The following is a 12,899-nucleotide window of genomic DNA, read 5'->3' as shown; positions in this document are numbered from 1 at the left end:
CGCAGCTCAAAAGAAGATGAGCTGCGATCAAAGAGTCATCTGTCTGGAGTTCAGATGGCTCTAGAAAAATGAGTTCACAAGTCAAATTAATCTTTATTTTTATCGACTCTATTTCATTATGCAATATATTGGTTGTTTTTCAATCAAATTGTGTAACAAAAAAAGAGAGCCGAAGCTCTCTTAATTTTATTGAGTAGAAGACTTAATGGCGTGCAGCCTTTGGCTCTTCTACTTGTTTTACAATTGGAGTCTTAGGTAATGGCTTAGGGGTATCCGTTAATGCTAAAGGTAGGATTTCATCAATACTCTTCACAGCTTTGATTTCTAAACCTTCTTTCACATTTTCTGGAATTTCAGCTAAGTCACGTACGTTGTCTTGTGGAATAAATACCAGTTTTACCCCACCGCGGTGAGCTGCAAGAAGTTTCTCTTTCAAGCCACCGATACGCATCGCACGACCACCTAAACTTGTTTCACCAGTCATCGCAATATCTGGACGAATTGGAATGCCTGTAAATGCTGAGACAAGCGCCGTTGTTAGTGCCAAACCAGCAGATGGTCCATCTTTTGGTGTTGCACCCTCAGGTAAATGAACATGGATATCGGTTTCTTCAAAACGAGTAGCTTCGATTCCAAGGTCATCCGCGCGAGTTCTTACAACAGTCATTGCAGCAGTAATCGACTCTTTCATGACATCACCGAGCGAACCCGTCGTAATGAATTTACCTTTACCTTTTACAGCAGCGACTTCAATTGTTAATAATTCACCACCCACTGATGTCCAAGCCAAGCCATTTACACGACCCACTTGTGCTTCATCTTCTGCAATACCAAAGTCAAACTTATGTGGACCTAAGTATTCTGGAAGATTCGCAGAGGTAACATCAACTTGTAAGTTTTTAGACTTCTTACTTACAGCTTCTTTGACGACTTTACGAGCAATTTTAGACACTTCACGTTCTAAGCTACGTACACCTGCTTCACGTGTATAACGTTGCACGATGTCACGGATCGCTTCTTCGTGGACGCTTAACTCTTTTGCACGTAAACCATTGTTCTTGATTGCTTTCGGAACAAGGTAGCGTTCAGCAATATTCACTTTTTCATCTTCGGTATAACCCGGAAGACGAATCACTTCCATACGATCTAACAACGCTTCAGGAATATTCATACTGTTTGCAGTACAGATGAACATCACTTCAGAAAGATCAAGATCAAGATCTAAATAATGATCGTTGAACTTATTGTTCTGTGATGGATCAAGCACTTCAAGTAGGGCAGAAGCTGGATCACCACGGTAGTCTTGTGCCATCTTGTCAATTTCGTCGAGTAAGAACAATGGGTTCTTCACGCCAACTTTTGTTAAAGACTGCACGATTTTACCTGGCATCGCACCAATATAAGTACGACGGTGACCACGAATCTCAGCTTCGTCACGTACGCCACCAAGCGCCATACGAACAAATTCACGACCTGTTGCTTTTGCAACTGACTCACCAAGTGAAGTTTTACCTACACCAGGAGGGCCAACTAAACATAGAATCGGACCTTTGAGTTTTTTAACACGAGACTGAACCGCCAAGTATTCAACAATACGATCTTTAACGTCATCTAAGCCGTAGTGATCTGTATCAAGAATCTCTTGAGCTTTCGCAAGGTTAATACTCACTTTGCTCGCTTTATTCCACGGCGTATCTAAAATTACTTCTAGATAGTTACGTACAACAGCCGCTTCACTGGATGCTGGTTGCATTGCTTTAAGCTTACGGAACTCAGCTTCAGCTTTTTTACGTACGTGTTCAGGTAAATCAGCTTCAGCAAGACGTTTTTCTATTTCAGCAACGTCATCTTCAGCACCGCCATTCATGTCAGAAAGCTCACGTTGAATGACTTTCATTTTTTCATTTAGAAAGTATTCACGTTGGTTCTTTTCCATTTGACGTTTTACACTGTCGTGCAAGGTTTGTTCAATTTGCTGTTCAGCAGATTGATTCATCAAATAGCTCATGAGCTCTTGCAAATGAGCTTCAAACTCGTCGTGCTCTAAAAACTTTTGTTTCACTTCAATATTTAAAGGTACACGAGTTGCGACGAAGAACATAAGCTGTAATAAGTCTTCGATTTTATTGGCCGCTGCAACAAGTTCACGTGCATTACGTAGTTTCGCTTCTGCATATTGAGCGAATAAAGTGCGTAATTCATTTAAACGAGTTTCTTGAGCTTCTTGATCCAATGGTAATGTAATTGGACTGAGGCTGTGCTCAGCAGTTAAGTATTCTTCACCATCAATAATGCGCTCTAATTTAGAACGATGTAGACCTTCAATCAGTACTTTGATGCAGTTTTCATCATTCTCATGATTCACCACTTGTACGATTTTAGCCACAGTTCCATATTGGTAGAGATTATCGTGATCAATTTCTTCTGTAAGCGAATCTTTTTGCGCAACTACAAATACTAGATTGTCACCGTTACGAGCTACATCCACTGCATTGATCGATTTTTCACGACCCACAAATAGCGCAATTTGCATGTGCGGATAAACCACAACATCACGTAATGCTAATAGTGGTAATACACTTGGAACCTGTGGCTCTAAGCTAGTTTCGTTATTTAAAATATATTCAGACATGAGCACTCCTAATGAGTGACAACGGTGTTGCCATGTTTTTATAGTGATGTGCATTTAAAAAATTACAAGGGTTTTTGCTAAGAAATTATTAAAAAAAGACTAAATTGCTCGGAATTTTTATAAAAACTCTTAAAATTTATGCAAATTATCTTAGAAATCATAACGTTTTTCTGGCGTTAACAAACTATCTAGTGGCTGATCCCATTTTTGTCTCATTATGGTCTGATCAATATATTGAAATGTGTGTGCAATGCCTAGGCGAAATGGTCGATGAGGTGCTGTTGCTAAAGTACGATCATAGTAACCACCCCCCATACCAATTCTTGTCCCTACATGATCGCATGCGACTAAAGGCATAATCAGTAAATCTAGTTTTGATACATGATAACCACGATTTTCCATCGGTTCTTTCATCCCTAATGGGTGATGTGAAAAACGCTTACTAAAATATTGATGTGGTGTGATTTTGACCCATACAAGTGTTTGGTTCATGTTGCAAATCATCGGTAGATAAACTTTTTTTCTATGTCTAAAACATAATTCAATGATTTTTTTAGTGTGAACTTCACCAAATGCATGTAAATACAAGCCAATTTTTTGGGCAGATTTGAAATGAATGAAGTATCTGAGTTGATTTAGTATGGCTTGTTCGATGTTTGCATGCTCAAAACGGTTTAAGCATTTTCTTTTTAATCGAATATGTTTTCTAAGCGTTTTTAAATGACTGTTCATATTCTTGGAATGTTAAATAAATTCAAGGATTGTATATTATTAGGGTGTGTTGACATTTCATAGCGGTAGCCAAATAAATATACAGGCTAAAGCAACTGAATTTTCGTAGTTCCGCTTTAGCTTGTCATAACGTGTTGCAATTCCCCTAAATTGCTTGAGTCTAGCAAAGGTATTCTCCACTAAGTGCCTGATTTTATATAAGTGCCAGTCCATATAATCATTGTTCGATCGTGTATTGGATTTCTTTGGAATATTTGCTTTAGTCGCTGTTTTTTCTATCTGCTCTCTCAATAATTCTGAGTCATATCCTTTATCTGCACAAAGCACATCGGTATCTTTTAAATCAATGCTATCGACTAATGCAGGTGCAACACTCACATCATGGGTGGTGCCATCATGAATGAGAAATTGGATTGGGTTCCCATTTGAATCCACAGCTAAATGGATTTTAGTACTGTTTCCACCGATGCTTCTTGAAATAGCTTGATCCTTGAGTCCTGTAGCATGTTGATGTGCTCGAATATGGCTAGCATCAATAAACACCCATTCTAGATCAGCATGTTTTGATAATAATTTAAATATTTTTAGTAGCTTATTATCTTTAGACCACCTGGTGAATCGTTTAAATATGGTGTTGGACTTACCAAAAGATTCAGGTAAATCTCGCCAAGGACAACCTGTTCTAATTCTATAGAGAATGGCTTCAATAAAATTTCGAAGATTATGTTTGAGGTAGATCCCCAAATTGTGGACAATAGATTTCAGCTTTAACCAGTGTTGATCATTCAGCATTGTACGAGTCATAGCGAGGAGTAAATTTGGTTTGGCGATTGAATTTTACTTTCTCGCTATTTTTTTGCACAGCAAATGTCAACAGACCCTAATTAATTTTGAAAGTATTTTTTTTGAATGTTTAAAACACAGACCAAACAAAGAACAAATTCCCATCCTAATTTAAGTTAGAGTAAGATAGTCTCCAAACATCAAGTCATTAAAAACTGATAAGGAATAATATTATGCAGCAACAAGTCATCATTGTCGGTGGAGGTATGGTTGGACTCAGCCTTGCTTTGATGTTGGCAAAATCTAATATCGCAGTAAAGTTATTAGAAGCTGTGAAATATCCGAATTTCGATGATGAAAATGTTGCGCCTTATCATTCTAGTTTTGATGCGCGTAATACCGCATTGTCACGCCGTAGCGTACAGATTTATCAAAAATTAGGCTTATGGGAAGCTTTACAGCAACATGCGACACCAATTCTACAAGTACATATTACTGAGCAGGGCAGCTTTGGTAAGGCTCGCTTAGTCGCAGAACAAGAAAAAGTAGAAAGCTTTGGGCAAGTGATCGAGAATGCTTGGTTAGGTCGTGTGTTGTTGACTCAAGTGCGTCAGCAACCTCTCATTGAGTTAATTGATGGTGTGCAAGTCACGTCTCTAACCCAAGATTCAGATGACGTGCAAATTCAAGCGATGCGTAACGGTGAATATATTCATTCATTAAAATCCAAGTTGGTAATTGCAGCTGATGGTCGGGATTCCTTCTGCCGTCAAGCGATTGGTGTGGGAGTTGACGAACATGATTATGACCAAGTGGCGATTGTGACTACCGTACAGACTTCTAAACCACATCAGCACGTTGGCTTTGAACGCTTTAGCGCATTGGGGCCATTGGCATTGTTACCATTACCGGGTGAATACCGTCGCTCAGTGGTTTGGCCTGTAAAAAAAGGCACTGAAGCAGATTGGTTGGGTGAAGAAAATGATCAGCACTTCCTTGATGCCTTACAGGAAACCTATGGTGATCGTGCTGGAAAATTTGAGAAAACAGGCAAGCGCTTTAGCTATCCATTGGCTCAGGTTTTGGCACATAAGCAGGCGGTTGGTCGTGTGGTGCTAATGGGTAATGCCGCACATACGGTTCACCCAGTGGCAGGGCAAGGTTTTAACTTGTGTTTGCGTGATGCAGATGTGTTGGTTCGTTTCCTGATGGAGCAGTTAGCAAAATCAGAGGATATTGGCGCGCCTGAAAATTTATTGGCCTATGAACAATCCCGTTTAAAAGATCAGCAACGAGTGATTAAGTTCTGTGATTCAGTGGTACGTGGTTTTAGTAATCAAAATCCAATTCTCAAGTTATTACGTAATACAGGACTGATCGCATTTGATGTGATTCCTGGGGTTAAGCCTTTGGTTGCCAACTATGCAATGGGGCTAAAAGCATGAGTGAGCTGTTAGATGTTGTGATTGTGGGCGGTGGCTTAGTCGGTGGATTAACCGCTTTATTGTTGGCCCAAGGCGGTGTACAAGCGACGGTATTGGATGCTGCACCTGTGCTAGATCAAGAAAAGACATTGGCTGTAATGAATCCTCGAGTATTGGCACTGAGTCAGGCGACGATTCACTTACTTAAAACAGTCGATGTTTGGGATGATTTAGCACGTCAAATGCCATATTCAGGCATGCAAGTCTGGAATAAAAATGGCTATGGTGAAATTAATTTTGGCCATGCCTCTGAACAGCAACCTCCGCCAGATCAAGCTTTAGGTTCAATGGTTGAGCCAAGCGTTTTGAATGTCGCGATTCAACAAAAAATGCTGCAACGACTTAAAGACTATCGTACTCAAGTCAAAGTTATTCGGATCGAACAAATTCCACAAGGTTGGTCTATTCAATTGGCGGATGGAACAACATTGAAAACCAAGTTACTCATTGGTGCTGATGGTGCGAATTCTTTTGTGCGTGAACAAGCTTATATTGATTTAGATGTATTGGATTACAAGCAAGCTGCGATCAGTTGTGCAATTAAAACTACTCAGCCGAATCAATATGTAGCTCGTCAAATTTTCCTACCGACAGGTCCACTGGCATATTTACCAATGGCGAGTTTGGATTCACAAGAGAATGGTTATTGGCAGTCGATTGTTTGGACTTTACCTGATGATTATGCCGATGAGTATTCAGCACTGACTGATCAGGATTTTATGCGATTGCTCACTCAGGAAAGCCTGCAAATGTTGGGTGAGGTCGTTGATGTTCGCTCTAGAGCACAATTTCCACTTAAAGCGCGTGCAGCGCAGCGCTATATCAAATCAGGCTTGGCATTGATTGGTGATGCTGCCCACGTCATTCATCCTTTAGCTGGACAAGGTGTGAATATTGGCTGTCTAGATGCTGCGGTACTGTGCGATGTGTTACTACACGATTTAAAGCGTGGTGCATGGGCAAACGATCAAACTTTATTACGCTACGAATACCTGCGTAAAGGGCAGAATGATGCGATGATGCATAGCATGTCTGTGATTGGTTGGTTAGAAAGTTCGGAGCTATTTCCATTTGTTTGGGCAAGAAATTTTGGGCTGAAACAGGTTGAACAATTCGATTGGTTTAAAGATCGCTTTATGAACCAAGCCAATGGATTAGTGGCATTACGAGACACAAGATACGCTTGTTAAAAAAGAGTAGATATTTTTTAAACAATCATTTATAAATCAGAGTGAATTTGGTTATAAAATACACAATTTTGCAAATATTTTGCTTTGATAAATGTGAAGAGCTTGCTAAATTTCACCAAGTTCTGATGACCAAATAACGATGATGAGAGTTTAGTCATTGTGGGGAGAGTAATATGACGGAAATGAATGATTACGACGAAAACACAGAAGATTCTGCTGTAGACGATGAAGAGGCGAAAGCCGCAGAAAGTGGTGCTGATAATGAAGAATCAAGTGCCAATGATGCTGATCTTGCTGAAGCAGAAACATTGACTGTCACTGCAAAGCAGAAACAACGTCAAGCTTTAGAGGACGAAATAGCTGCATTTCTTGCACGTGGTGGACGCATTACAGAAGTTCCACCAGGCGAAAGCCAAGAATAAGTTTAAATAGATTCAAAAAGCATCACGATCGTGGTGCTTTTTCTGTTGCTCAAAGACTTAGATTAGAGAAGCAACGATGTAGCAATACTCCACATGATACAGCCAATAATAAAGTCTAAAATTTTCCATGCTTTTGGGTTAGTGAATAGCGGTTTTAAGAATTTAGATCCATAACCTAAACTAAAAAAGAACATCCATGAGGCAACGATACTGCCTAAAGCAAAACTCATTTTATCCTCAAATTGAGTAGCTAATGAGCCAATAAGTACAATGGTATCTAAGTAAACGTGAGGATTTAACCATGTAAATGCAAGCCCAGTTAAAAGTACTTGGGTTAATGTTTGATGATGATTTTGGTTGAGTTGCATACTGTGAGTCGTTTTAAATGCAGCATAGAATGATCTAGCACCATAAACAAACAAGAAAATTGCACCAAAATATTGAGCAAGTGTCATCAAAATTGGAGATGCGGTGATAATTTCAGCAAAGCCGAATACACCTAATCCAATTAAAATAGAGTCAGAAAGTGCACAGATAAAACATAACCAAAATACATATTGCTGTTTGAGCCCTTGTTTTAGGACTAAGGCATTTTGAGCACCAATAGCGACAATCAGACCGCTGCCGATTCCAAAACCTTTGAGAAATACACCAAGAGAGATCATAAAAAAAGAAGAGAAAATAAGATGAGAGAATTATCTGACTTTTAAGCTTAAAATAAGTAAAATTAAGAATATTTAGGTTTGACTAAAAATAATTAAGGTTAATATGCTCGATAGTAAGCAATGTGAAGCTTTTCTTGCGGTGGCTGAATTGGGAAGTTTTGATGCTGCTGGTGAATTTTTATTTATTACACCTTCGGCTGTGTCATTACGAGTACAGGCCTTAGAAAAATATCTTGGACAAGTTCTAATCCTTCGTGGTCGTCCATCTACGCTTACATATGCAGGAGTAACCTTACTCGATCATTTGCGGCATACCCGATTAATGGAGCAAAATTTATTACAAGGTTTAATGGGTAAAACGTCTGATTCTGAATTTTATAAAATTGCCTTGGCTTCAAATGCCGATTCATTGGCAACATGGCTTTTACCCTCAATTCAATCAACACTTATTAAAGAAAAGATCGTACTGGAATTGAAAATTGATGACCAATCTCACACACATGCTTTGTTAGAAACAGGTCAAGTCAATGCGTGTATTTCTGCTGAGGCTGATGTGATGTCGGGTTGTTTAGCTCAACCACTTGGCAAAATGCGTTATAAAATGTTGGCTTCGACGGACTTTGTTAAATATTGGTTTAGAAAAGGGGTTAATAGGGAAAGTTTGAGATCTGCACCCGCGGTTATTTTTAATCATAAAGATCTGATGCATTCAGACATATTATTAAAGTATTTTGGATTATCGATGCAAAGTTATCCCTTTCATTTTATTCCATCGACAGATGCATTTGTTAAAGCAATCCAATTAGGTTTAGGCTACGGAATGGCACCAGAGATTCAAGTTCAATCCTTACTCGATAATGGTTCGCTTGTAGAACTTATGCCTGAAGCTGAACTTGATATTCCTCTGTATTGGCATCATTGGAAACGACAGTCGCAACAATTAGAAATATTGACTGAAACGATTATCCAAGCAGCTCAGAAAATACTGAGATAGATGTGTTTTTTTAATTGTGATGAATGTTGTCTAAAGCTAAGTAAATGATAGGTTGCAACTATTCACATTGTTAATTATTTGTAAGGCAATCTATCCAAAATCAATTGCCTTGCATCTTGCTCGTTATTCGGCTTGGGTTAATTCCAAAGCGCGTTGATATGCGATTTTTTTCTTAATACCGGTTAAATCTGCTGCTAATTGAGACGCGGCTTTGACCGATAAATCTTGTAGTAAACGTTTCAATAAATGATCTAACTTTTCTTGCTCCAAATCTTTTTCTACTGTCGCACCACCGACAATTACTACAATTTCGCCTTTTTGTTGATTATGATCATTTTCAATGAAAGTAACTAAATCTTTTAAAGTCATTTTTTTGATTGTTTCAAACGTTTTGGTAATTTCACGCGCAAAACCAACAGGGCGATCTTCACCAAACACTTCAGCCATATTTTTAATACTCTCTAAAATACGGTGTGGTGCTTCATAGAAAATTAATGTTTGAGTTTCATCTTTTAATTTTTCAAGTTGGCTAATGCGTTGTGATGATTTAGATGGCAAAAAACCTTCAAAACTAAAGCGATCACTCGGTAGCCCAACAGCACTTAATGCTGCGATTGCGGCGCATGCTCCGGGTACAGGAATGACACGAATCCCTTGTTCTTGTGCAGCGCGAACAAGTTTAAAACCAGGGTCGCTAATAAGAGGCGTACCAGCATCACTGATTAAAGCAATACTTTCACCTTTTAACATTCTTTGTATAAGTTGATCAATTTTGTTACTTTCATTGTGATCATGACACGCTGTAAGTGGAGTTGAGATATTATAGTGTTTGAATAATTGAGCAGATTGACGAGTATCTTCTGCTGCAACCACCGATACAGACTTTAAAATATCAATTGCACGAAAGGTCATGTCATCTAAGTGCCCAATCGGGGTTGCTACAACAAATAATTGAGCACTCATAAAAGGTAACTCCCACATGTATAAAAAAATTTGGCTACTTTTTAGTTTGGCAGCAATAATGAGTCCAGCCTACGCGGACGTATTGGTAATTCTACCTGAATCTGGTGCAATGGCGCGAGCAGGTCAGAGTGTCAAACGTGGCTTCTTGAGTGCTTATACAGCATCTGGTAGTAAAGAAAAAATCATTTTTGTAGATTCGGCAAAAAATAGCATAGATACAATTTTTAAAAAAAAATTAAATGGCAAGACGAAATTAATTGTCGGACCTTTGGCGAGGTCAGAAATAGAAGCCGTTATGCAGCTAAATCCTGTGATTCCTGTGCTTGCATTAAATGATTTAAATCAGCAATCGAATAATGTTTGGCAATTTAGTCTCTCAAAGCAACAGGATGCTGTGGCGTTAAATCAATTACTGAAGAAAGATAAAATAAAAAAATTAATGGTTTTTCGTGAGTCAGGAGTCGAATCAGCTACAGAACTTTTGCTTATGTCACTAGCAAGTGAATTTGGTTCTGGACTTCATTTTGTCAATGAACTACCTAAAAAAATATCCAATAAAGAAGGATTATTACTACTCGGAAGCCACCAATGGTTGGAACAATTAGGATCATTACCTGAAAAGAATATTTATGCTACCCCGATCAGTATTGAACAAGGGAAAACTATTCCGCTTGGATTAAGTTTTTGTGATACGCCTGCTTTATATAATGGGCAGTGGAATGACGTAATTAAAGCTTATAAAGAACAACCAGAGAATATGGCATTTCAACGACTCCTCGCATTTGGTGGTGACGCATGGACAATCAGTCAACAATTTTTGAATACTTCACAACCTGAGTTTTCCTTTGAAGGTCGAACGGGGGCAATCTATGTCAATCATGGCAAAATTGACAGGCAACCTTATTGTTATCAACAACAAAAACATGGCATCCAACTTTTAAAATGAGAATCTAGCCAAGATGGAGCTTCACAGACAAAAGCTAGGTGAGTGGGCTGAGCTCACAGCTTTAGTTTTTTTACAAACACAACAATATCATTATGTAAGTAAAAACTATCATTCGAGGTATGGTGAAATAGATTTAATCGTAGCAAAAGGAAAGGAGTTGATCTTTGTTGAAGTAAAAGCAAGAACTGCGGGAAGTTACGCGGAATCTTGTGAGGTTATATCTCAGGCTCAACAACGTAAAATCATTAAAACTGCTCAATTATTTTTACAAAAAAATCCACAATATGATGATTTTGATTGTCGTTTTGATGTGATTTGTTTTGATTTTCCACAGAAAATTGCAAAAACAGTACAACCAGATTTTTCAAAATTGCAGTATGATCAGCAATGGATAGAGCATGCGTTTACTTTAGACTGAATGATAGTTTGAGCTTTTTTAGATAAATGCCGAAGATTTAACAAGTTTGTAGATAGGGAGTCTTGCCAAGTGTTAAAACGTTTAACGATTACGTTGATTTGCGCTGCAAGTTTATCGGGATGTGCGAGTTTTATTTCTGGTGGTACAGGTAGTTCGCCTGTAGGTAAAGAGAGCGGTGAGCGTAGTTTAGGGCAGGTTTTTATTGATTCTTCAATTAAAAGAACTGCGAACATTAATTTGTATAAATTAGATCATCGTTTCAAACAATCACGCATCAATATTGAAAGTTTTCATAGTAATGTTTTATTAACTGGGCAAGTACCTGATCCGTATTTAAAGCAACTGGCAGAAGATAATGTACGCGCTATGACTGACGTAAAAGCAGTGCATAATTATATCACTGTCGGGGATAAAGTTGGTTATAACACAATTATGCAAGATTCAACTGTGACTGCTAACACGCGTGGTTTGCTTATGCGTGCGCCTGTAGTGTCAGATAGTAAAGTTCTTGTACATACTGAAAATGGTGTGCTTTATGTGATGGGACGTCTAAATAGTGCTGAACAGAGAGATTTAGATGATGTCTTACAAAAAGTGGGTAATGTGAGTAAAATTGTCACTCTGATTGATAATATTGACCAGCCTTCAGGAACAATAGCAAGTTCAACTGCTGCAACGCCAATGGTGGGAACGGCAACGGCACAACCTTTAGTTGAAACGCCTGTGGCAATTGATCCTGATCAGGTTGAACCTGCGACCATAACACCGACTACACCTTAATTTATGAAGCAACTTATTCAACAAGTACAACAAAATGTTATACGGGCGAAAAACTTTTATCAGGATTTTCGCCTTTATGATTTAGCAAGTTATTCGATGAACTATCTCACACCAAAAGATACGTTTGAGAAAGACGAGCATCTTGCTTATGGCTTAAAAGCTAGACAACGTTTGGACTTATACCGAACAAAAAATCCGAAAAAGCAAAGACCATTAATTGTTTTTGTTCATGGCGGTTCTTGGCAACACGGCAATAAACGAGATTATTTATTTTTGGGGGAAACATTCGCTCGAGAAGGATATGATGTTGCAGTAATCAATTACCATCTTGCGCCAGAACACATATTCCCCGCATTTATTGATGATATTGCTCAGGCGATTCATTATTTAACTCAAAATCAAAGCAAGCTCAATATTTCAACCGATAATATAATCCTGATGGGGCATTCTGCTGGTGCATTTAATGTGATGTCTGTGGTTTATTCACCACAATCGCAAGGATTCAAATATAAAGATAAAATTAAGGCAATTATTGGTTTAGCAGGTCCTTATCACTTTGATTATAAAGGCGATCCACTGGCTGAGCATGCGTTTGATTTGAAAGTTTCATATCAAGATGTAATGCCTTATTATTTTATTAATTCTAATCAGATCAAACACTATTTGCTCATGGCTGAAAACGACCAATTGGTCGGTAGTCACAATAGCTTTGACCTTGACCGTGCATTGAGGGAAAAGGGCAACCATAGTCATATTGCAGTTATTCCCAAAACTGGACATTTAACGATTATTGCGACTTTAGCAAGTTTTGCCAGCCACTACTTCAAAACCAAACGAACGATTATGCACTTCTTAGATGAAGCATTAGAAGGTTAAATAAATGAAAAGGC

General features: G+C 38.5%; 13 protein-coding genes. 8 read left to right on the top strand and 5 right to left on the bottom strand.

The window, feature by feature from the left end:
• Nucleotides 1–202 precede the first annotated feature (202 nt).
• From lon to NGC85_RS11800, 3 genes are all read right to left on the bottom strand, one after another.
• Nucleotides 203–2,632, bottom strand: a complete 2,430-nt coding sequence (lon, locus tag NGC85_RS11810; RefSeq protein WP_254731409.1) for an endopeptidase La — start codon at nt 2,630–2,632, stop codon at nt 203–205.
• Between the two features lie 150 nt (nt 2,633–2,782).
• On the bottom strand, nt 2,783–3,364 hold the full coding sequence (locus NGC85_RS11805; protein ID WP_254731406.1) for a 5-formyltetrahydrofolate cyclo-ligase: 582 nt from the start codon (nt 3,362–3,364) through the stop codon (nt 2,783–2,785).
• A 57-nt stretch (nt 3,365–3,421) separates the two neighbouring features.
• Entirely contained in the window at nt 3,422–4,168 is a 747-nt protein-coding gene (locus NGC85_RS11800; protein WP_254730381.1) for an IS5 family transposase, read from the bottom strand.
• Nucleotides 4,169–4,380: 212 nt separating this feature from the next.
• Between NGC85_RS11800 and ubiH the strand changes: the two genes are divergently transcribed.
• The 3 genes from ubiH to NGC85_RS11785 all read left to right on the top strand — a co-directional run bounded on the left by ubiH (nt 4,381) and on the right by NGC85_RS11785 (nt 7,243).
• Entirely contained in the window at nt 4,381–5,592 is a 1,212-nt protein-coding gene (ubiH, locus tag NGC85_RS11795; protein ID WP_254731403.1) for a 2-octaprenyl-6-methoxyphenyl hydroxylase, read from the top strand.
• Entirely contained in the window at nt 5,589–6,821 is a 1,233-nt protein-coding gene (locus tag NGC85_RS11790) for an FAD-dependent monooxygenase (protein ID WP_254731401.1), read from the top strand. The genes ubiH and NGC85_RS11790 overlap by 4 nt, the downstream gene beginning before the upstream one ends.
• A 173-nt stretch (nt 6,822–6,994) precedes the next feature.
• The gene (locus NGC85_RS11785; RefSeq protein WP_005052958.1) at nt 6,995–7,243 is read left to right on the top strand and encodes a hypothetical protein; all 249 of its coding nucleotides are present in this window, start codon (nt 6,995–6,997) and stop codon (nt 7,241–7,243) included.
• 62 nt (nt 7,244–7,305) lie between these two features.
• Here NGC85_RS11785 and NGC85_RS11780 read toward each other — a convergent pair whose 3' ends face one another.
• Nucleotides 7,306–7,908: a LysE/ArgO family amino acid transporter gene (locus tag NGC85_RS11780; protein WP_254731398.1), complete on the bottom strand. Its 603-nt coding sequence runs from the start codon at nt 7,906–7,908 to the stop codon at nt 7,306–7,308.
• A 103-nt stretch (nt 7,909–8,011) separates the two neighbouring features.
• On the opposite strand from NGC85_RS11780, the gene NGC85_RS11775 reads away from it, so the two are divergent.
• The gene (locus NGC85_RS11775) at nt 8,012–8,902 is read left to right on the top strand and encodes a LysR family transcriptional regulator ArgP (protein WP_254731395.1); all 891 of its coding nucleotides are present in this window, start codon (nt 8,012–8,014) and stop codon (nt 8,900–8,902) included.
• 123 nt (nt 8,903–9,025) lie between these two features.
• Here the strand turns inward: NGC85_RS11775 and rsmI are convergent, their stop codons facing one another.
• Nucleotides 9,026–9,865 (bottom strand): 16S rRNA (cytidine(1402)-2'-O)-methyltransferase, encoded by an 840-nt coding sequence (gene rsmI / locus NGC85_RS11770; protein ID WP_254731392.1) that lies wholly within the window; start codon nt 9,863–9,865, stop codon nt 9,026–9,028.
• A 16-nt stretch (nt 9,866–9,881) separates the two neighbouring features.
• On the opposite strand from rsmI, the gene NGC85_RS11765 reads away from it, so the two are divergent.
• From NGC85_RS11765 to NGC85_RS11750, 4 genes are all read left to right on the top strand, one after another.
• Complete coding sequence (locus NGC85_RS11765) at nt 9,882–10,811, top strand: penicillin-binding protein activator (RefSeq protein WP_254731389.1); 930 nt, start codon at nt 9,882–9,884, stop codon at nt 10,809–10,811.
• A gap of 13 nt (nt 10,812–10,824) precedes the next feature.
• Entirely contained in the window at nt 10,825–11,229 is a 405-nt protein-coding gene (locus NGC85_RS11760; RefSeq protein WP_254731386.1) for a YraN family protein, read from the top strand.
• A gap of 69 nt (nt 11,230–11,298) precedes the next feature.
• On the top strand, nt 11,299–12,009 hold the full coding sequence (locus tag NGC85_RS11755; RefSeq protein WP_254731383.1) for a BON domain-containing protein: 711 nt from the start codon (nt 11,299–11,301) through the stop codon (nt 12,007–12,009).
• A gap of 3 nt (nt 12,010–12,012) precedes the next feature.
• The gene (locus NGC85_RS11750; RefSeq protein WP_254731380.1) at nt 12,013–12,885 is read left to right on the top strand and encodes an alpha/beta hydrolase; all 873 of its coding nucleotides are present in this window, start codon (nt 12,013–12,015) and stop codon (nt 12,883–12,885) included.
• The last annotated feature ends 14 nt before the right edge of the window (nt 12,886–12,899 follow it).

Origin of the sequence: Acinetobacter sp. Z1 (assembly GCF_024296945.1) — a bacterium.
GTDB lineage: Bacteria > Pseudomonadota > Gammaproteobacteria > Pseudomonadales > Moraxellaceae > Acinetobacter > Acinetobacter beijerinckii.
Note: the sequence above shows the minus strand (reverse complement) of the source record. Positions and strands in the feature narration are given on the sequence as shown.